Source organism: Janthinobacterium sp. GW823-FHT06H09 (assembly GCF_058794735.1).
Genome location: NZ_JBXAHC010000006.1, coordinates 220,723 through 240,935, shown reverse-complemented (window position 1 = coordinate 240,935; position 20,213 = coordinate 220,723). Strand labels below are relative to the sequence as shown.

15 protein-coding genes are annotated in these 20,213 nt (G+C 59.9%); 3 read left to right on the top strand and 12 right to left on the bottom strand.

Annotation, left to right across the window (positions count from 1 at the left end; all coding sequences use genetic code 11):
* Positions 1-245: 245 nt before the first annotated feature.
* From AC1Q6X_RS12255 to alaC, 10 genes are all read right to left on the bottom strand, one after another.
* Positions 246-701: a MaoC family dehydratase gene (locus AC1Q6X_RS12255; protein ID WP_492497249.1), complete on the bottom strand. Its 456-nt coding sequence runs from the start codon at positions 699-701 to the stop codon at positions 246-248.
* The gene (locus AC1Q6X_RS12250; protein WP_492497247.1) at positions 694-1,182 is read right to left on the bottom strand and encodes a MaoC family dehydratase; all 489 of its coding nucleotides are present in this window, start codon (positions 1,180-1,182) and stop codon (positions 694-696) included. Before AC1Q6X_RS12250 ends, AC1Q6X_RS12255 begins: the two co-directional genes overlap by 8 nt.
* Positions 1,179-2,324 (bottom strand): acyl-CoA dehydrogenase family protein, encoded by a 1,146-nt coding sequence (locus AC1Q6X_RS12245; RefSeq protein WP_492497245.1) that lies wholly within the window; start codon positions 2,322-2,324, stop codon positions 1,179-1,181. Before AC1Q6X_RS12245 ends, AC1Q6X_RS12250 begins: the two co-directional genes overlap by 4 nt.
* Positions 2,325-2,340: 16 nt before the next feature.
* The gene (locus tag AC1Q6X_RS12240; protein WP_492497243.1) at positions 2,341-3,531 is read right to left on the bottom strand and encodes an acyl-CoA dehydrogenase family protein; all 1,191 of its coding nucleotides are present in this window, start codon (positions 3,529-3,531) and stop codon (positions 2,341-2,343) included.
* Positions 3,532-3,714: 183 nt separating this feature from the next.
* A complete protein-coding gene (locus tag AC1Q6X_RS12235; protein WP_070222911.1) occupies positions 3,715-4,065 on the bottom strand; it encodes a VOC family protein in 351 nt (116 codons plus the stop codon).
* Positions 4,066-4,175: 110 nt separating this feature from the next.
* Positions 4,176-4,388, bottom strand: coding sequence for a hypothetical protein (locus AC1Q6X_RS12230; RefSeq protein WP_230504833.1), 213 nt, complete (start codon positions 4,386-4,388; stop codon positions 4,176-4,178).
* Between the two features lie 650 nt (positions 4,389-5,038).
* Positions 5,039-6,628 (bottom strand): aspartate:alanine exchanger family transporter, encoded by a 1,590-nt coding sequence (locus AC1Q6X_RS12225; RefSeq protein WP_492497240.1) that lies wholly within the window; start codon positions 6,626-6,628, stop codon positions 5,039-5,041.
* A gap of 243 nt (positions 6,629-6,871) precedes the next feature.
* On the bottom strand, positions 6,872-7,366 hold the full coding sequence (locus tag AC1Q6X_RS12220; RefSeq protein ID WP_230504964.1) for a hypothetical protein: 495 nt from the start codon (positions 7,364-7,366) through the stop codon (positions 6,872-6,874).
* 238 nt (positions 7,367-7,604) lie between these two features.
* Positions 7,605-9,893, bottom strand: a complete 2,289-nt coding sequence (gene metE, locus AC1Q6X_RS12215; protein ID WP_492497238.1) for a 5-methyltetrahydropteroyltriglutamate--homocysteine S-methyltransferase — start codon at positions 9,891-9,893, stop codon at positions 7,605-7,607.
* Positions 9,894-10,256: 363 nt separating this feature from the next.
* Positions 10,257-11,474 (bottom strand): alanine transaminase, encoded by a 1,218-nt coding sequence (gene alaC, locus AC1Q6X_RS12210; RefSeq protein ID WP_083287373.1) that lies wholly within the window; start codon positions 11,472-11,474, stop codon positions 10,257-10,259.
* Between the two features lie 308 nt (positions 11,475-11,782).
* Between alaC and AC1Q6X_RS12205 the strand changes: the two genes are divergently transcribed.
* Together AC1Q6X_RS12205 and AC1Q6X_RS12200 are read left to right on the top strand one after the other, a co-directional pair.
* Positions 11,783-12,466 carry a pentapeptide repeat-containing protein gene (locus AC1Q6X_RS12205; RefSeq protein WP_492497236.1) on the top strand — a complete coding sequence of 228 codons (684 nt, stop codon included), beginning with the start codon at positions 11,783-11,785 and terminating at the stop codon, positions 12,464-12,466.
* Between the two features lie 334 nt (positions 12,467-12,800).
* A complete protein-coding gene (locus AC1Q6X_RS12200; protein WP_492497234.1) occupies positions 12,801-13,757 on the top strand; it encodes a hypothetical protein in 957 nt (318 codons plus the stop codon).
* Between the two features lie 159 nt (positions 13,758-13,916).
* Here AC1Q6X_RS12200 and AC1Q6X_RS12195 read toward each other — a convergent pair whose 3' ends face one another.
* Complete coding sequence (locus AC1Q6X_RS12195; protein ID WP_492497232.1) at positions 13,917-15,131, bottom strand: MFS transporter; 1,215 nt, start codon at positions 15,129-15,131, stop codon at positions 13,917-13,919.
* Between the two features lie 120 nt (positions 15,132-15,251).
* On the opposite strand from AC1Q6X_RS12195, the gene AC1Q6X_RS12190 reads away from it, so the two are divergent.
* Positions 15,252-16,175, top strand: a complete 924-nt coding sequence (locus AC1Q6X_RS12190; protein WP_492497230.1) for a LysR family transcriptional regulator — start codon at positions 15,252-15,254, stop codon at positions 16,173-16,175.
* A 96-nt stretch (positions 16,176-16,271) separates the two neighbouring features.
* Here AC1Q6X_RS12190 and AC1Q6X_RS12185 read toward each other — a convergent pair whose 3' ends face one another.
* On the bottom strand, positions 16,272-19,889 hold the full coding sequence (locus AC1Q6X_RS12185) for an nSTAND1 domain-containing NTPase (protein ID WP_492497228.1): 3,618 nt from the start codon (positions 19,887-19,889) through the stop codon (positions 16,272-16,274).
* Positions 19,890-20,213: the final 324 nt, after the last annotated feature.

Genomic DNA, 20,213 nt, shown 5'->3' with positions numbered 1-20,213 from the left:
GCGCTGCTACCCTTGGCGGCGCCCTTGCCAGCGCCGCTGTTTCCGCTGCTTGCATTGTTAGACATCATTCACTCCTTCGCCGGAAAGCGCCGGCGCGCCACCAGCGTACATCCGGCGCACGCGCAGGAGCGCACGGCTGCCTGTCGGACTGCCGCACGATGCCGCCACATGTCGGCTTACGCCCTGCGGGCTAAGCCGACCTACGCCGACCTACGCCGACCTGCGATGTGGGCTCAGCTTGCCGCTCAGGGATAGCAGCGCATCAAAAATTCCGCCACGCACACGGGTTTCGCGTCGCCTTCCCTCTCCATCGTGACGGCCCAGTTCACTTGCGCCCCTTCCGGCACGTCCTCGACGGAGAGGATGTCGAGCCGCGCGCGCAGGCGGCTGCCGACGGGCACGGGCGCGGGGAAGCGCACTTTGTTCAGGCCATAGTTGATGGCCATGCGGATGCCGGCCATGTGCAGCGCACCCTGTAGCATGGCCGGCAACAGGGACAAGGTCAGGAAACCGTGCGCCACGGTGCAGCCGTACGGCGACTCGCGCGCGCAGCGCTCGGCGTCCACATGGATCCACTGATGGTCGTCCGTGGCGTCGGCAAAGGTATCGATGCGCTGCTGCGTGATGGTGAGCCAGTCGGAGACGGCCACGTGCTGTCCCGACAAGGCCTGGAAACCGGCGATGCCGGCGATATCACGCATGGTGCTCTCCGGCCGGGCGGCGGCCGAACATGCCCATGCCTTCGACGGTGGTCACCACTTCGCCATGCTGGTTGCGCACGCTCCACACGGAAATGACGAAGCCGCGGTCCGGCTTCGACGTCGACGGGCGCACTTCCTTGACCTGGTAGGTCAGCTGCAGGGTGTCGCCTGCGCGCACGGGTTTGAGCCAGCGGATGCTGTCCAGGCCGGGCGAACCCATGCTGGACGAATGCTTGAGCAGGTTATCGACCACCAGGCGCATCATCATGCCGCAGGTATGCCAGCCGCTGGCGATGACGCCCTTGAAGATGGTTTTTTCCGCCGCAGCATGGTCGACGTGAAACGGCTGCGGGTCGAAATCCGTGGCGAAGGCGATGATTTCCTTTTCTGTCACGTGGCGCTGGCCCAGGTCGATTTCCAGGCCTAGCGTAAAGTCTTCGAAATACCAGTGTTTCGGGGCGATAGCGGTCGATGCGGTCATGCGGTCTCCGTCGGCAAGAAGCCCGGCTGGGCGATAAAGCGCTCGATGTGATGGTCCACGTCGCCCAGGGTCAGGGCGATCATGGAGAGGCGCTTGAAATGATGGGCGGCGGGCAATTCGTCCGTCACGCCCATACCGCCATGCAATTGCACGGCTTGCTGGCCGACAAAGGTGGCGGCCAGGCCCACCCGCGCCTTGGCGGCGGACACGGTACGGCGGCGATCAAACGCGTCGTCGCTATCGGCCTTGGCGGCGGCCAGCATGGCCATCGAACGGGCTTGCTCCAGGTGGATGAACATGTCGGCCATGCGGTGCTGCAGGGCCTGGAACTTGCCGATCGGCGCGCCGAACTGCTGGCGCGTCTTCAAGTAGTCGAGCGTGGCGGCAAAGATGGCGTCCATGGCGCCCACGGCTTCCGCGCACAGCAGGGCGGCGCCATAGTCGAGTGCGGCATCGAGCACAGGCCAGCCCTGCCCCTTTTGTCCGACCAGTGCCTCATGCCCCAGCACCACTTGCACGAGGGTCACGGTGGCGGCGCGCTGGCCGTCGATGGTGCGGTAGTCGCGCACGGAAACACCGGGCGCGTCGACGGGCACGAGGAATAGCGAAATGCCCTCCGTCTCATCCTGGCCGCCGCCGCTGCGCGCCGACACAATCAGAGAATCCGCCTGGGCGCCATGAATGACGACGGTTTTCTCGCCGTCGAGCACGAAACCGTCGCCGCTGGCCGTGGCCGTCGTGGCGATATCGTGCAGGTCGTGGCGCGACTGCCGCTCGCCGAGCGCGCAAGCCAGTTTCAGGCTGCCGCTGGCCACCTGTTCCAGCACCGCATCATGGCCGCCCGCCAGGGTCAAGAAGCGCGCGCCGAGCACGGTGGCGAAATACGGTTCGACCACGAGGCCACGCCCCAGTTCCTGCATCACCAGCAGCATGTCGACGGCCGTGCCGTCGAAACCGCCCGCGGCGGCCGGCAGCGGCAAGGCCGTCATGCCCAGCTCGGCCAGGGTGGCCCAGGCGGCATCGGACGTACCCGTGGCGGAATGGATGATGGTTTGCCGCGTCTCAAACGGGTAATCCTTGTCGACCCAGCGCCGGAGCGCGTCGGCGAATTGCTGCTGTTCCTGATTAAAATGGAAGTCCATGTCGTCTCCTTCTGGCTTACAGGCCCAGGATCATCTGCGTGATGATGTTTTTCTGGATTTCATTCGAGCCGCCATAGATCGATGTCTTGCGGTAATTGAAGTAGTACGCGGCCAGCGGCGCGGCCAGGTCGTCGCCAGCGCTGCTGTGCGGCGCGCTGCCGTCAAGAAATGCCGGGTCGAATGGCAAGGCTTGCGGGCCGATGGCTTCCACCATCAGTTCCGTCAGTTGCTGCTGCAGTTCCGAGCCGCGCACCTTCAGCATGGACGCCTGCGGCCCCGGCCCCTTGCCCTCGTCGCTGATGACGCGCAAGACCGTCATTTCCAGCGCCATCAATTCGATTTCCAGGTGGGCCACCTTGGCGGCAAACGCGGGGTCGTGCAGCAGCGGCGCGCCGCGCTTGGTCTGCTGCATGGCCAGCTGCTTGAGGAAAGTCAATTCGCGCTTCGAGCGGCCCACGGCGGCGATGCCCGTGCGCTCGTGGCCCAGCAGGTACTTGGCGTAGGTCCAGCCCTTGTTTTCCTGGCCGACCAGATTGCTGACGGGCACGCGCACATTGTCAAAAAAGACTTCGTTCACTTCGTGTTCTTCGTCGAGCATGATGATGGGGCGCACGGTGATGCCCGGCGTTTTCATGTCGATCAGCAAGAAACTGATGCCTTCCTGCTTGCGCACCGTGCTGTCCGTGCGCACCAGGCAAAAGATCATGTCCGCGTGCTGGCCCAGGGTGGTCCAGGTTTTCTGGCCGTTGACGATGTAATGGTCACCGTCGCGCTGGGCCGTGGTTTTCAGCGAGGCCAGGTCGGAACCTGCGCCCGGCTCAGAATAGCCCTGGCACCACCAGTCGTCGCAGTTGAGGATACGCGGTAAGTAATATGCCTTTTGTTCGGCGTTGGCGAAGGCCATGATGACGGGCGCCACCATATTGACGCCGAAGGGCAAAATCGGCGGCGTGGCGGCGCGCGCGCACTCGTCTTCCCAGATATGGCGCTGCACGGACGTCCAGCCCGTGCCGCCGTATTCGACGGGCCAGGCCGGCGCGGCCCAGCCTTGTTGCGCGACAATCTTGTGCCAGCGCACATAGTCGTCCTTGGCCAGACGCAGATGCTGGCGCACCTTGCGCTGCAAGTCCGCCGGCAGATGGGTGTCGAGGAAGGCGCGCACCGTGTCGCGGAACGCCGTCTCCCCGGCCGTGTAATGCAGGTCCATGTCTGTCTCCTTGTTCTTATGAGTTGCCGTGATGCCTGCACGCAAGGAAGCTCAGCGCACAAAAAAGCACGACCGTTCTCAAGGATTGTACAACAGATTGGGAGCGGCGCCAGGGCTTTTACACAGGCCGGCGCCGGGTGGCATTGGCCGGCTGGCGGCCCGCAGCCGCCGTTGGCATCGCGTCTATGTGTGCGACAGAATATTGATGAGCTTGCCAAAAGGGTCGCGCACGAAAAAGCGCCTGACGCCCCAGGGCTCATCGCTCAGCCCATACTCGATGGCAAACCCTGCGGCAACCATGCGTGCAAATGCGGTATCGACGTCATCGACTTCAATCGACAGGTCTGGCACGGCCGTATTCGAGCCGCCTTGCGTGGCGAAGCTCACTTGAACACTCATCTCGGTTTGCGCACCATACGTCATGATCCAGCCGTGGTCCATCAGCAGGCTCAGGCCCAGCACCTCCTCGTAAAACCTCCGCGCCAGGCCCGGATCCGACACGGGGACATTGGCAACGATACGCTTGACTTGCATATTTTTCCTCAATACCCAAGATAGTCGCAGACAGGATTCGCCTGCACAGCGGATGTAGGACGCGATGACCGAATCCTTGGCGGCTCAATTCGTTCAGTTTCACTCAATGGCTAAGCCTTGGCAGGCCAGACGGCATCACGAATCTCTGGTTCGTGCGTCGAGAAAACACTGACGCAGGTAGCAGCCGTCACAATGATCCACTCCCGCTGCTGCCGGGTATAGCCTAGACGCTCGTCTTCTTCCTTCGCCCAGCCGCCATCGAAGACCTCAAGGACCGGATAACCCGAAGGAAAGTCTTCGGCGGCCCAGTAGTGCGCCAGCAAGACTTCGTCCAGAAAGCCTGAAACCGTCAACTTGAGAAAATGTAACCTCGATCCCGCTGTTTTTGTTGCGGTTTCGAAGGGCGCGTATTAACAAGCTGCCATCGTAGGCTACGGAATGTATGTCTGCACCCCAGTCGAATTGCTCCTGGAAGCCAAAGGGACTCGCCTTGATTGGCACATAACTCCTGCTGTCTCAGTATTTCTTTGCCGTTACCTGGCTTGATTGTTCAACGATGAGCGAAAAAATCATGGCCAGCATGAGTGCGCTGGGAAGTTGATCGCGCTGCCTACGGGTGCTCCTGAATGCACTTGACGCCCTCGGCGACGTGCTCCGCCCAACCGGTTTTATGCGTTGCAAACCATGTCTCAGTTTGAGCCTTGGTCGCGCCGCAATCAAACGCAATTTTTTCAATTTCTTCCGGGGTCTTCCCAGGCGAGGATTCAGTGCAGCCTGAAATAAACGATACTAAAACTGCGGTTGCCAGGCATACATTATTCCTCATCAATTTCTTTCCTCTATCAGTGACACCAGCAGCCCGTCCAGCTGCTTGAGCGGTTCCCGCAGAATGCGGCCCCAAAGCTTAACGAATTACCAGGAAGAAAGACCCTCACATTGTCACATTGACGCAAATGTCAACCGATGGCCGCCATCAGCCGTACAAATGCAGCAGCACCTGCACGGCAACGATCTTGACGATGGTCATGCTGGGGAAAATCATCGCGTAGCCGAGGTTCGGGCGGTCCGACTTGGCGAGGCGGTTGGCGAACACCAGCACGGCCGGGTTGCCCGTGGCGCCGGCCGCGATACCGAGCAACTCGGGAAACGGCAGGCGCAGGAAGACCTTGCCCAAAATCACCACGAGGGCCACCACCACCAGCACCGTCACGGCACCGAGCGCCAGCATGGGCAAGCCGTCGGCGCCCACCTGCTGCACGAACGGCAAGCCGGAGGCCATGCCGACGGAGGCGAGGAAAATCGTCAAGCCATAGTTGCGCATGACCAAGTTGGCCGACAGCGGCAAGCGCCAGCTGATCTTGCCCACCCTGCCCAGACGTCCCAGGATCAGCGCCATCACCAGCGGACCGCCCGCCAGGCCCAGGCTGAACGAGCCTATCCACGGCAACGGGATGGGCACCAGACCCAGCAGCACACCCAGCACCATGCCCATGCCCAACGAGACATAGCTGAACTCGGCCGTGGCCGTGATGGAATTGCCGAACAGCTTGCGCACGTCGGCCGCATGTTTGGCCGGCGCAATGGCCATCACCCTGTCGCCAAATTCCAGGGTCAGGAAGGGATGGGGCAAAATCATGGCGTCGCCACGCCGGATGAAGGCGATCTGCAGCGGGAAGTCTTTTGCCAGGTTCAGCTCGCCCAAGGGCACGCCGACGATTTCCGCGTCCGACACGAACACTTCCGTGCCGTCGAACGCGCTGCGGTCCTTCATCAGACGGCCCGGGTCCAGGTGGCCCAGCGCCGTGCGCGCCGCTTCCACGCCCGCCACCGTGCCCGACACCATCAGCGCGTCGCCCACGCCGAGCACCAGCGAGGGATCGGGCAAGCGGTTCTGGTGACCCTGGCGCACGCCGATCACTTGCACGCCAGCCAGCGGACCGTCGGCCAGTTCGGACAGGGCTGCGCCCGCCAGTTTCGCTTCGTCGATGGTAATTTCGGACACGACGATGGGCGCCGGCGGCGGCGTCAGCACGGGTTTTAATATGCGCCCGGCCAGGTACAGGCCCAGCATGGGGCCGACGACGCCGAACGGATACGCGACCGCATAGCCGACGGCCGCGTCGCCATTGCCGTGCGACGCTTCGAGCGCCGCCTGCAAGGCGGCCGTGCTGGTCATGGCGCCGGCAAATACGCCGCTGGCCATGCGCAGCGAGATATCGATCCACTGCCCGCCCCAGACGGACACGGCCAGGCCGCCCATGACGGCGGAAAAAGCGATCAGATTGTGTTTTTGCCCCGCCCCGCGCAAGCCGGCGAAAAACTGCACGCCGTACTGCACGCCTATGCCATACAGAAACAGCAGCAGGCCGATCGAGCCGACCATGGGCGGCGGCACGGAACCGGGAGCAAATGCGCCCAGCGCCAGCCCCGCGAACAGCACGCCGCCCACGCCCAGCGAAAAGCCGAACACGCTGATGCGCCCCAGCGCATAACCGGCGCCGATGACGAGAAACAGGGCGAGGATGGGCGTGGACTCCAGCGTGTGGCGAAATAATTGAAGCATCAGGAACCTTGGTCTGGGGAAGGCCCAGTTTAGCATGCACAAAAGCAACACGATGGCGATGATGACAAGCAAGCGTGCGCAGGTTTACGCCTTAAAAACGGGCAAAAAAAAGCCCGCTGCGGAAGCGGGCTGAATCTAATTCCTGTGAGGAAGTAGAGGAGACAGGTGCAATGATGCCGCGTCGCAACATATAAATCCAATTGCATGTTGTGATGATAGAAATATGCTTTATCAATATCTCGTTCAGGCCGTGCCAAAAACGATCAGCGTTCGATCCGATCTTTGCGGGCGAGTGACCAGCACGCGGGCGCGTTCCACCGATACGCAAGTCTGCGGCACAAACCCCGTCGGCAATGTCCCTCCATCGCGCTTGAGCATTTCCGGCTCATTGAACACGTCATAGTCCGCGCGCTTGAAAAGCAACTGTTCGATGCCGGCGTCCCCTTCGGGCATCGGTTTGACAACGATGAGCGACCAAAGGCCTTCATCCCCCAGGAATTGCTTTTGTTTCAGGAAGGCGTTGACCCTGTCCGCAGGAGGCGCCGAACCGGGCAGCTCGCTCTGATACATGGTCAGCGGGCACAGCAGCGTGCCGGGCGGCCACCCCATATCGGGCAGCGCGGCGACCGTCTCCGGACGCAACTGGCCCAAGTGGCGATCAAGCGGATGCCGCTCCTCCGAGCATGCGCCGAGCGCCATCAGCGCCAGCATGCCGGCTGCGTAAAACAAAGGTGTCATCAACTTGTCTCCTTGTGCATGGTTTAGCAAGGGTATCTTAAGCGATGCAGCCGTGGCGACCCGCGCGATAAGGTGCAACGGCAAAAAAAAAGCCCGCTGCGGGAGCGGGCTGAATCTAATTCCTGTGAGGAAGTAGAGGAGACAGGTGCATGATGCCGCGTCGCAACATATAAATCCAATTGCATGTTGTGATGACAGAAATAGCTATTCCCTATATCTGCCCTCTCCCCTGCCGTCCTCAGGCGACGTTATCGGCACGCAAGGTTTTCGCGGCCGCCACCATGTTGGCCAGCGCGGGAATCACCTCTTTCCAGCCGCGCGTTTTGAGGCCGCAATCGGGGTTGACCCACAGGCGCTGCGCGGGAATGCGCTCGGCCGCCTTGCGCATCAGATTCACCATCTGTTCCTGACTCGGAATATTGGGCGAGTGGATGTCGTAGACGCCGGGGCCGATGTCGTTCGGATAATTGAACTCGTCGAAGGCGTCGAGCAATTCCATGTCGGAGCGCGAAGTTTCGATCGTGATGACGTCTGCATCCATGTCGGCGATCTGCGCGATGATGTCGTTGAATTCCGAATAGCACATATGCGTGTGGATCTGCGTTTCATCGGTCACGCCATTGGCCGTGATGCGGAACGATTCCACGGCCCAGCGTAGATACTCGGCCCAGTGCGACTTGCGCAGTGGCAAACCTTCGCGCAAGGCCGCCTCGTCGATCTGGATCACGCGGATGCCGGCCCGCTCCAGGTCCTGCACTTCGGCACGCATGGCCAGCGCCAGCTGGTGGCACGAGACGGAACGGGGCTGGTCGTCGCGCACGAAGGACCAGTTCAGGATGGTGACGGGCCCCGTCAGCATGCCTTTCATCGGCTTGTCCGTCAGCGACTGGGCGTAGGTGCTCCACTCGACCGTCATGGCGCGGGGGCGGCTGATGTCGCCAAACAAGATGGGCGGTTTGACGCAGCGCGAACCATACGATTGCACCCAGCCGAACTGGCTGAAGGCATAGCCGTCGAGCTGTTCGCCAAAGTATTCCACCATGTCATTGCGTTCCGCTTCGCCGTGCACGAACACGTCCAGGCCCAGGGTTTCCTGTTCCCTGACGCAACGGGCGATTTCCCCCTGCATCAGCTTTTTGTAGCTGGCTTCGTCCAGCTGGCCGTTGCGGAACTGGCTGCGCGCCTGGCGGATTTCCGCCGTCTGCGGGAAGGAGCCGATGGTCGTCGTCGGATACAGCGGCAGTTGCAGCAGCGCAGCTTGCTTGACGGCACGCTCGGCATAGCCGCTCAGTCGCTGGCCCAACGTCGCATCGATGCGCGCCAGGGCCGCTTTCACGTGCGGATTGTGCACGCGGGTCGACTGGCGGCGCGCTTGCACGGCCGCAAGATTGGCATCGAGTGCCGCCTGCACGGAGGCGCGGCCCTGGTTCAGGGCGCCGGCGATGGTGTGCACTTCATCGAGCTTCTGGCGGGCAAAGGCCAGCCAGGACCGGATATCGTCATCGAGCTTTTGCTCGCTGTCCAGGTCGACAGGCACGTGCAGCAGCGAGCACGACGGGGCTATCCACAGGCGCGATTGCAGGCTGGCGTGCACGGGTTCCAGCCACGCCAGCACTTGCGTCAAATCCGTCTTCCAGATATTGCGGCCATTCACCACGCCCAGCGACAGCACGCTGGTGGCGGGCAATTGGGCGATCACTTGCTCCACTTCATCGCGGGCGTTGACGGCATCGAGGTGCAAGCCTTGCACGGGCAGCTTGCACGCCAGCGGCAAATTGTCTTGCAGCTTGCCGAAATACGTGGCCAGCAACAGTTTGACGTGCTTGACCTTGCTCAAGGCATCATAGGCCGTCACGAGGGCCTGCTGCCACGCGCCGTCGAGTTCCGTGACGAGTATCGGCTCATCGATCTGCACCCATTCCACGCCTTGCGCGGCCAGTTCCTGTAGCAATTGCACGTAGACGGGCAGCAAGCCTTGCAGCAGCGCCAGCTTGTCGGAATCATCCTTGGCCTTGCCCAGCCACAAATAGGTGACGGGGCCGATCAGCACGGGCTTGGCTTTCACGCCGAGCTGGCGCGCTTGCGCCAGTTGCCGCAACAGACGGCTGCTGTCGAGCTTGAATTGCGTCTCGGCCGAAAATTCCGGCACGATGTAGTGATAGTTGGTGTCGAACCATTTCGTCATTTCACCAGCGTGGACGCAGCTGCAATCGCTGTCGCTGGCCGAGCGGCCTCGGGCCACGCGGAAATAGTTGTCGAGCGCGGCGCCTTCCAGGCCGCGCACGCGCTGCGGCAGGTTGCCCAGCGTAAAACTCAGGTCCAGCACCTGGTCATAGAAGGAAAAGTCGCCCACGGGCACGAAGTCCAGCGCGCGCTGGTCTTGCCAGTGACGCTGGCGCAACTCGGCGCCCTGACCTTCCAGCGCGTCCAGGCTGCTGTGGCCCTTCCAGTAGTCTTCCAGGGCGAATTTCAGTTCGCGTTTGGCGCCGATGCGCGGGTAGCCCAAATTGTGTGTCGTGACGGTCATGGCGGTTGCCTCCCAGTGAAGTGTGGGGTCATCATAGAGGCTTTCATCCATGAAAAATAATGGTAAAACTTCATACATCCATTATTAATATTCATGTATGAGCAGGCTGAACGTATTCACGAGACCGCGCCGCGCGGGGGCGGGCGCCTCGTTCGCCGCGCGTGCCGGCCTGTGCCCAGGACCAAAACGACAGGCAAAAAAAAAGCCCGCTGCGGGAGCGGGCTGAATCTATTTCCTTGGAGGAAGATAGAGGAGACAGATGAATGATGCCGCGTTGCAGCATATAAAACCACTTTATATTCGTGATGTCAGAAATACGCAGCAGTGATATTAGGGGCAACAGACAATTCCACAGGGCAACTTTTATGCTGCCGCTTCCGTCTTTCCGTCGCCGGAACGCAACATATTCTTGATGCCGCGCAAGGCTTGCCGCACGCGGGCCTCGTTTTCGATCAGGGCAAAGCGCACGTATTCATCGCCGTACTCGCCGAAGCCGATGCCGGGCGACACGCTCACCTTGGCCTTTTGCAACAGCAGCTTGGCAAATTCCAGCGAGCCCAGGTGACGGTAGGCTTCCGGGATATGCGCCCAGATATACATCGACGCCTTCGGCTTTTCCACCATCCAGCCTGCTTCATGCAAACCTTTCACCAGCACGTCGCGGCGGCGCTGGTACTGCGCGCAGATTTCCGTCACGCAGCTTTGATCGCCTTCCAGCGCGGCAATGGCCGCCACTTGCACGGGCGTAAAACTGCCATAGTCGTGGTAACTCTTGATGCGCGCCAGGGCCGCCACCAGTTCCGCATTGCCCACCATGAAGCCGATGCGCCAGCCCGCCATGTTGTAGCTTTTCGACATGGTGAAGAACTCGACGGCCACGTCGCGCGCACCGGGTACCTGCATGATGGACGGCGCCTTCCAGCCATCGAAGGTGATGTCGGCATACGCCAGGTCGTGCACCACCAGGATATTGTGCTGCTTCGCCAGCGCGACGACGCGCTCGAAAAACTCCAGTTCCACGCATTGCGCCGTGGGGTTGGACGGGAAACCCAGCACCATCATCTTAGGCTTCGGGTAGCTTTCGCGGATCGCGCGTTCCAGTTCGGCAAAGAAATCCACGCCCGGCCCCATGCGCACGGAGCGGATATCGGCGCCCGCGATGACGGCGCCCCAGATGTGGATCGGGTAGCTGGGGTTCGGCACCAGCACCGTGTCGCCCCGGTCCAGGGTCGCCAGCATCAAATGGGCCAGGCCCTCTTTCGAGCCGATGGTGACGATGGCTTCGCTGTCCGGGTCGATGTCGACCTCGTAGCGCTTCTTGTACCAGTGTGCAATCGCGCGGCGCAGCCGCGGAATGCCCTTGGACGCGGAATAGCCATGCGTGTCGGGGCGTTTCACCGTTTCGACCAGCTTGTCCACGATGTGGGCCGGCGTGGCGCCATCGGGATTACCCATCGACATGTCGATGATGTCCTCGCCACGGCGGCGCGCGGCCATCTTGAGTTCGGCGGTGATGTTGAAAACGTAGGGGGGAAGACGATTGATGCGCGAAAAGCTGCGCGGAGCTTGGCTGTCTGTCATGGTATCTCTATACGTAAGCGCCCGGATCCGTCCGAGCGACGTTGGCGCAATGAGTGCGCCTGCAACGATACTAACCCGGTTTATCCAGCACTGGCAAGGGTGCTGCAGAGTCGTTACAATGCAGGCTGATCGAAAATGAGCGCACCGGTTGGTAACCCGGTAAGTGCCCGGCACAGTCCGGCATGCTCCCGCCCACGCGGACCCACGGCGCTGACCCTTGGCTGTTACACCAGCCGGGGAGGTGTTCTGGTTCGTGCATTTTCCCGCCGCGCCATCCCTCCCCTGCTTTGATTAGGAATATAAAACGGATGGCAACACACGACACCGCAGTAACTGGCATGACCCTGGACCGCGCCGGCATCGAGCAGCAACTGGCCCTGCCGGTGCGCCACTTCATCGATTGCGCCTTCGATGGCGAAGACCTGTCGCGCCTCGACTTGCAGGGCTGTACGTTTGAACGCTGCACCTTTGCCGACACCAGCTTGTTCGCCAGCAAGCTCGCGCGCAGCACCTGGCGCCGCTGCCGCGCCGGCAGCGCCGATTTCGAATCCGTCGACGCCGTCGACGCGAATTTCGAAGGCAGCGACCTGAACAACACGAAATGGCGGCGCGCCAAACTGGCCTCGGTCACCTACCGCGGCTGCAAGCTGACGGGCGCCTCGTTCGAGGAAGCGGCCCACCTGGGCTTGACCTTCGAAGACAGCCTGCTGGTGGGCGCCGACCTGCGCGGCTTTTCGTTCCGCAAGGCAATACTCAAACAGCTCGATTTTTCCGACGCCTACCTGGCCGGCTGCGACTTCCGCGATGCCGTTTTCGAAGGGGGCAGCTTGCGCAACGCCACCATCAAACTGGCGAAGTTCCAGGGCGCGGACTTGCGCGGCGCCGATATCGACGGTTTCAAGTTGAGCGAAGCTGCGCTGCTGAAAGGCGCTGTCATCACGCATGCGCAGGCGGCCAACTTCATGCGGGCGCTGGACCTGGTGGTGATGTAAGCCTTGCCCCACAGCCGTTATTGACAGCAAGCTTGCGGTAAAAGCGGGTTGCCGCAACCAAGGGTTCAGGGCTGGTGGCATTTTCCATGTCCATCGCCCACGCTGCGTCGCTCGCCAGTGGTTTTTCAGGCCCACACAATTTCTCACGCCACGCGATTCACCGCAGTCCATGCCAAATAATGCGTGCTATATTCCGCACGCAGGTTTCCATTTAAACATCCGCCGACGATACTGCCCAATAACAATGATGAAGATAATAAAAATAATCTTATTCATACTGCTGTGCATCCTGACATCCATCACTATTCCGCCAGCCGGAATAATCTTTAGTTTCATGGCGCTGCGTGAAAACAAGGAGAGCATCAGAAGATTCATCGTCAAGATATCTCCCGACACCGAAAAAATCATCCCTGCGCTGATCGAAAGATATAACGATCCCAAGACCATTCTTTCACTTGTTATTTTTTCCATTGCCACGATAGGCGGCCTGATCCTCCTGATCTCGCACCTGCATATCCAGGAAACAGAGGATTATGTAAATTACATCCTCGAACAGGTGGCGCTGACAGGCATTCTCGTCGTTGGGGTGTCAGGCATTGCATGGGTACTCTTTTCGCTGAATTCCGTTTTTGCAAGCCTGCTGGCAAAAGTGGGGGTTTCCCTGGCGGTGTCTGCCTGCGTGATTTTTTCGCGCCTGAGCGCTGTCGATTTTTTTGCGGCCAATTTTCCTTTTCCGCCGTCCTACCTGCCCTTTTCGTTTGGCCTCGCCACCCTGATATTTGCCTTCTCGTTCAGCGCCTTTGCCTATGCTGTGCTGGCAATCATTTTTGAGGTCATTTTCCTGTTGTTCTTGTTTATTTTCGATTTCAAGACCAATAAAAAAACCACTTACTTCCTCTTTGCAATCTCCATTGCTGGCTTTATCGGAAGTTATTCGGCGGCCCAGGCCATGATCCAGGGCATCTCAAACAAGGGGCCACTGTTCATGATCAAGGCCGCTGAACGGTATGACTTCACTACCAATCATATGTGCCAGGTGCAGGAGGGCGAAACTGTCCTCTTCATTGACAATGTAGCGGATCGCGCGATTGCAGCGACTTTCCCGCCGCCCCCGCAAGGCGAAAAAATTTCCCCTCGAAATATCTCTGATGCCACATTAAAAAGCTATCTGCCGACACATTTCCGCACCGTGCATTGCAACCAGCTAGCCGAAGCACAAAAGGAAGCTGGCTGGTGCGGCAGTCCCCAACGTTATGGCTATTGTGATGCCGATGGCAAACAGCGCAAATAAAGAGGCAAAAAAAAAGCCCGCTATGGAAGCGGGCTGAATCTATTTCCTTGGAGGAGATAGAGGAGACAAGTGCATCTTGCGGCATCGCGGCATATCACGCCACTTTATATTCATGATGATAGAAATATCCATCAGTGATAATGAGATGCCATCAGGGTTTCAAGCCGTGCGACGCGTGCCCAAGGGTAAAAATTCTGCCAGCCACACCAGCAGGGCCAGGCCCGGAAACGCCATGCCGGTCAGCAAGGTTGCCTGCCAGCCGTAGCTGGCATACACCCAGGCGCCGACGGCCGAGCCGGCCGCGCCGCCGGCGAAGAACAGCGCGAAATACAGGCCGTTCAAACGGCCCCGCACTTCCGCGCCCAGGCTGAAGATGGCGCGCTGGCCCAATACCAGGTTCGCCGCCACGCCCATGTCGAGCACGATGGATGCCACCACCAGCAAGCCCAGCGCCACATGTGTCGATTCCGGGGCGAACATGGGCAAGGCAAACGCGGCGATGCCCAGCGCCAGCGCGGCGGCCGTGGCCGGCAAAGTGTGGCCAGCATCGGCCAGGCGGCCGGCGATGGGCGAGGCGACGGCGCCCGCCATGCCCACGAGGGCAAAGATGGCGATGCCCGTTTGCGACAGGCCGAACGCGGGGCTGGCCAGCACCAGCGGCGTGACGGTCCAGAACAGGCTGAAGGCGCCAAACAAACCCGCGTGATAGGCGGCGCGGCGGCGCAGCACGGGTGTACCCAGCAGCAAATGCCACAGCGAGGCCATCAGGGCTGGATATTTCATGCTCGACACGGGCTGACGCACGGGCAAGGCACGGCGCAGCACCAGCGCCAGCAATACCATCAGCACGGCGGCGCCGCCGAACACCACGTGCCAGCTGGCGTGCGCGGCCACCAATGACGCCACGGGGCGGGCCAGCATGATGCCCAGCAACAAGCCGCTGACCACCTTGCCCACGGTTTGCCCCCGCGTCGCTTCCTGCGACAGGTGGGCGGCAAACGGCACGATCACTTGCGCCGCCACGGAACCGAGGCCGATGGCCAGGGCGGCGGCGAGGAAGACGATGGCGCCCGTGGAGAGGGCCGCCACCACGAGGGCCGTGGCCGTCACCAGCAAGGCCGTGACGATCAGGCGGCGGTTTTCCAGCAAGTCGCCCAGGGGCACGACAAACAGCAGGCCCAGGGTATAGCCCACTTGGGTCAGCGTGACGATCAGCCCGGCCGCCTTGGCCGACAGGCCCGTCGAGGCGCTGATGGGGCCGACGAGGGTTTGCGCGTAATACAGATTGGCGACGATGAGGCCGGAAGCGATGGCCAGCAACAGCACCATGGCCGGTGCAATGTCGTGGGGAGTGGAAGATGAGGCCTTGTTCATGTTGTTTCCTCGGTTCGATAGGGATGTCGCCATTCTAGGGAAAACTATGGCAAAGATAATCAGGGCATAATCCACTTATACTTTTCACATAAAATGAACAATGAGAATGGAAGCTATCCAATGGACAAAATCAAGGCCATGCAGACCTTCGTGCGCATCGTCGAAGCCAACAGCTTTTCCAAGGCGGCCGAAACCCTGAATTTGCCCCGTGCCGCGCTGACGGCCACCCTGCAAAAGCTGGAAGCCTACCTGGGCACGCAATTGCTGCAGCGAACCACGCGCCGCTTGTCGCTGACGCCGGAAGGGGCTGAGTACTTTCGCCATTGCATTGATATTTTGAAAGCCGTCGACACGGCGGAACTGGCATTTCGCGGTCCCGACGCGAAAAAACCGCGCGGCTTGCTGCGCATCAACCTGCCCAATACGGTGGGCCGCAGGTTGGTCGTGCCGCATATCGCGCACTTCCACGCCGCCTGGCCGGATGTGCAATTGCAGCTGAGCCTGACGGATCGCCTGGTCGACCTGACGCAGGAAGGCATCGATTGCGCCTTGCGCGTGGGCACCTTGCAGGATTCCGCCTTCATCGGCAAGCAGGTCGGCCTGATGCGCTTCGTCACGTGCGCCGCGCCCGGCTACCTGGCGCGGCACGGCACGCCGCAGACCCTGGCCGACCTGGCCACGCACCAGGGCATCATGCATTACTCAGGCCGCACGGGCCGCGCCTTCGACTGGGATTTCCAGCAAGGCAAGGAAGTGCTGCGCGTACAGATGGCCGGCCCCATCGCCGTCAACGATGCGGACGCCAGCGTCGATTGCGCGCTGCAAGGCCTGGGACTGGCGCAGGCGGCCGTGTACCAGGTACGCCAGCATCTCGACAGCGGCGCCCTGGTGGCCGTGCTGGCCGATCATCCGCCCACGCCCATGCCGATGTCGCTGCTGACGCCGCAAGGCCGCCTGGCCACGCCCAAGCTGCAGGCATTTGCTGGCTGGATCACGGCCCTGCTGGCGGAAAATACGGATGTGCAAGCGGCAGGCCGGGTATAAAAGCCTGCTCGATACATGCCAGCCGAATCGAGGGCAAAACGACGGCATTTCGCCTGTGTGCTGATCTCAAAATGATCACCAATGATGAACAGGTACCTAAAGAGTGCCATCGAGCGCAATCAAGCCTGACCGCGCCGCGATTGCCACATGCGCCTCCTGATCGTCCAGGTCGTATCGTAGCCTTGCCCGCGTCATAGGCAAAAGGGCTGGATTGTTCTTTGCCTCTGTGACGCGCTGCGCAGTGGCCAGCATCTCCAGCGCCATCCGCGCCGCCATGCGTTCGCCGACACCGCCTTTGGACATACCCACAAGATAAGTATTCAATTGTGTGCGCACCGTCGGATGATCGAGGGCAATGAAGAACGCGCAAAAGGCGCCTCTTCGCCAAACATCCGCCTTATCCCCCGATACGAGCTGGGCCTTGCATCGCTCCAAGCGCTCTGCATTGCTACCGGTGGCGGCATCTGCCCGGCCGAAGGCAGCAAGAACCTGAAGACGAACCGAACGGTCGAACTTTTGCTCGAGTACTGCTTTGTCAACTGTAGATTGCCGACTCAGCACCTCCTGGGGATGCGTCCTGGCGATAGCGATCAATATCTGCGCCGCTGCAGATTGCCTTCCGCTCCCCCACAACGATCTGATCGATCTGGCAATGGGAAAATTATAGGTGCCGAATCTTAATCTGTCGGACGACGATCCGATTGCTTTGACAATGGCGTCCATAGTCTGAGGGGCCAATTGAGCGCCGGCGCCTAGCAGATCCTTCAGTTCCACATCAAGAGGATAGTCAGGCAAAGCTAGATAGAAAGCATCATCATCATTCAGGATGCGTCCCAATAAGTTCAATGCAAGCTGTGCGCATTCAGCATCAAGTTGCCCCGATGCCGCGAGCTTGGCAGCAGCGTAGATAATAGGCTGCGGTTCAGCTTGAATCTGATTCCTACCGGTTGCCGCAGTCTCATGCAACAGATCGGCCACCAGGCGCGTCGTTGGTGAAGCTTGAAGACCAGGCTTGGCCGCCGCCAAATTGGACCATGCGACCAACGCGATTTCACGAGTATGAATGCTTGCTCCTGGATTATCAAGTCGCCCCTCCAGCATTTCCATCAATTTTGTGGAGAAGGCGATCCTGTCTTCGCCCCCGAACAAGCTAAGAGCGATCACGGAGTACCCAAGGGGATTAGACTCAAGGTTATTGATTTCTAAAAAATCTAACTGCGCAGACGTCAGCAGTTCTGTTATTGATGTGTGCTGCGCCGCGTGAGGGTGGCTACGAAGAAGGATCTGTATGATGTCTACTGCTTCCGCCCTCAACCATTGCAATCCATGGGTCGGCCGTATCGATAACTTTAGCAAGTATTTCAATGCTGGCAAGGCAAGATTTTCATTGCGAGCGGCATAACTTTCCAGAAGACTGAATGCTCTGTTCCGCGCTAAAAGGTCGAGTTCTGAATCATTGAGGATCATTTCAAGTATTTTAAGATCTCCTTCCGTGGGTTGCGATATGCCGTTCAGCAGCAGTTGCTTAATCGCCGCTTCAATGAGATAAGTTTCCGCATCATAGTCAGTCCAATTAATACGAATGTTTTGCTGCTTGAGCATCTCAGCCAAAGTCTGACGGATGCTTTGCTGTCTGAGAATCCTCAAAGATTGCTGCAAATTCAGCGTCATTCGATCAGCAACACCAGCCCGGGTCTCGGCAATACGCAACAAGCCGGCAGTTGCAGCCAGCCGGCTTTGCAAGTCAGGCGCCGACGGTGTGGCGCCCAGAATTCGGGAAAGCACTTGCACAACTTCGTCCGTGCCCATTTCATCATTAGTCCTGCCAGCTAATCCGATCGCATCGGAGGCCGCTTTCAAACGAAGGGCGCTTTGTTTCCTGCGGCTGAAGGTGGCGAACGCCGCCGCTGCCTCTTTCGGTTTTCCAGCAAGACGCAGAAAACGGATTTTCTCGATTGGATCCAAGACGTCGGCGAGGTGTTTTACTGCTTCCTGCGTGCCGCCTAAACCCCAAATTTCCCCGCGCATAACATGAGTGACGGCAATCGTGTTCGCTGGGTCAATCTGATCTATACCAAACGACGTTTCCACCGCAACCTTATCCGTTCCAGACAGAAATCGCGTGAAAGGATTGCTGAAGCGTATGGCCACCGCCGGCGGAGCCGACGCAAAGGCCACGGGTACAGTACCTATCGACCAGCTACTGAAAGCGAAGACATAGCCGCCCGCCACCAATATCAGGACTGCCATGGCGGCTGGCCAGCTCAGTGCAAAAGCCCCGCTGAGCCAGCTTCGGGCCATCAGTTCCCTCACAAAGTTATCCGAGAGGGTCTGGCGCGTGGCGTGGCGGCGGATTTGCAGAAGCGTCCGGATCGGAATCCGTACCATATTATCGTTGCGAAATGCGCCAAGATAGAAGGACATGGAACGCTCTGCCGCCTCGGTCGCCCCTTGCAGGCCTGAGGTTCCTCGCTGAATCAGGGGCGCCAACGCATCATGGGTCAAGTTGAACGTATCGGGCCCGGTCTGGATGACGAGCCGCGCTTCCAGTAACTTCTTCAGGCACGTTGCGAGTTCGGTTCCAGCCAGAAAAGCAGCATCGCGCGCGCGGACATCCTCGACGATTGCATCTAAAGTAATATCGACAGGCGATTTTGCGATACCGCCAGGAGCACAGAGTTTGCGCAATACGATCTCGCCTAAAACAGGCTTGGGAAGACGCGCAAGCTCATCACGGATAAAGGTGCCAATCACGCCAGCCTTGCGTCCAAGCGCGACATACACGGCCTTCTCCCGAACGTGCGCACGCTTGAGACGCGTGCCGATCAGTTGAAGCTCAACGGGCCAAACCTCGCCGTTGTTCTCCAGATCTTCGATAATGGCGTCGACAAGCGCAGCCTCGAACTGGACCGCCTCGTCGGCAGCTGCTTGCGCCAGAACTTGACGTGCAGAATGCGTTCTCAAATTGGCCAACTCGAACGTCGTGCGCGGCGACGTTGGATCGGGAATGTCGGGAGCGAAGTTCTGCAATCGCGCAAAGAAATCGCGCCGGATGGCAATCACCAGTGAGCAGTGCGGGTGCTCGTCGAGCAGTTTCCGCATACAGTTTCCCAACGCGCCGCTCGCACTATGACTGGGGTGCGTGAGAAAGTATTCTTCAAACTGGTCAATGATGACGAACAAGCGCGCAGTGCCGCCGTACTGGCTGAACGCGCGTTCGATCGCCGTGCAGGGATCGTCAGTCGGCCTTCCCAGATAAATGGGAACATGACCACGCCGGTGCAACTCCGCGACCAGGCCAGCGCGCAAGAATGAGGTCTTGCCACAGCCCGATTCGCCCCATATCACGCCAAAGCGAAAGTCGGCGCCTTGCAAAATTGCCACTGCATCCGTGCAGTCGCTGCGACGACCGATCAGCGTGTCGCCTTGTTCGAATGGCAGGAAGGAGCGCAAGATTGAAGTATCCAGCGTTTGCGGAGGCGCTGGCGGGAGTAGTGGCGGCCGATGACGACTTCGCCAATAAAGAAAGATAACATAGGCAACAGCAAGAGTGGCCGCCCCGAGATAGGCGAAGAACTTGGCCTGGCGCTCAGAAAGGAAGGTTCCGAACCAGGCCGTCAGCATGGGAAGCAAGAAACCAACACGCTCAGTCCACCGCGACAGCCACTCGCGCACTGCGTCATCAACCTTCTTTTCCGCGCTCTCTTCGGCCATTGCCCCTCCCTACCGAATAGCTACCGTCGGTCGGATATGTGCTGGTTCCTGGGCAACCTTGCCCCTCTCCGTCAATGGGTGGCCGCTGATCACCGGATCACCTGATCACTTGACTGTAATCGAATGACTGCAATCTGAAAGGTTAATGCAGGCAGTTTTGATCTGGATCTAGCGACTCGATCATGAACCTATGCTGTTCAGTAGCGTCCTCTGCCGGATAGCAAAAGAACAAAAAAAAGCCCGCTGCGAGAGCGAGCTGAATCTATTTTCTTGGAGGAGAATAGAGGAGACAAGTGCATTATGCTGCATCGCGGCATATCAATC

Bases quoted from the DNA above. Each gene is read 5' to 3' on its own strand.
- AC1Q6X_RS12255 (WP_492497249.1), bottom strand. From the start codon at position 701: ATGCGTGATATCGCCGGCATCGCCGGTTTCCAGGCCTTGTCGGGACAG.
- AC1Q6X_RS12250 (WP_492497247.1), bottom strand. From the start codon at position 1,182: ATGACCGCATCGACCGCTATCGCCCCGAAACACTGGTATTTCGAAGAC.
- AC1Q6X_RS12245 (WP_492497245.1), bottom strand. From the start codon at position 2,324: ATGGACTTCCATTTTAATCAGGAACAGCAGCAATTCGCCGACGCGCTC.
- AC1Q6X_RS12240 (WP_492497243.1), bottom strand. From the start codon at position 3,531: ATGGACCTGCATTACACGGCCGGGGAGACGGCGTTCCGCGACACGGTG.
- AC1Q6X_RS12235 (WP_070222911.1), bottom strand. From the start codon at position 4,065: ATGCAAGTCAAGCGTATCGTTGCCAATGTCCCCGTGTCGGATCCGGGC.
- AC1Q6X_RS12225 (WP_492497240.1), bottom strand. From the start codon at position 6,628: ATGCTTCAATTATTTCGCCACACGCTGGAGTCCACGCCCATCCTCGCC.
- AC1Q6X_RS12220 (WP_230504964.1), bottom strand. From the start codon at position 7,366: ATGACACCTTTGTTTTACGCAGCCGGCATGCTGGCGCTGATGGCGCTC.
- metE (WP_492497238.1), bottom strand. From the start codon at position 9,893: ATGACCGTCACGACACACAATTTGGGCTACCCGCGCATCGGCGCCAAA.
- alaC (WP_083287373.1), bottom strand. From the start codon at position 11,474: ATGACAGACAGCCAAGCTCCGCGCAGCTTTTCGCGCATCAATCGTCTT.
- AC1Q6X_RS12205 (WP_492497236.1), top strand. From the start codon at position 11,783: ATGGCAACACACGACACCGCAGTAACTGGCATGACCCTGGACCGCGCC.
- AC1Q6X_RS12200 (WP_492497234.1), top strand. From the start codon at position 12,801: ATGGCGCTGCGTGAAAACAAGGAGAGCATCAGAAGATTCATCGTCAAG.
- AC1Q6X_RS12195 (WP_492497232.1), bottom strand. From the start codon at position 15,131: ATGAACAAGGCCTCATCTTCCACTCCCCACGACATTGCACCGGCCATG.
- AC1Q6X_RS12190 (WP_492497230.1), top strand. From the start codon at position 15,252: ATGGACAAAATCAAGGCCATGCAGACCTTCGTGCGCATCGTCGAAGCC.
- AC1Q6X_RS12185 (WP_492497228.1), bottom strand. From the start codon at position 19,889: ATGGCCGAAGAGAGCGCGGAAAAGAAGGTTGATGACGCAGTGCGCGAG.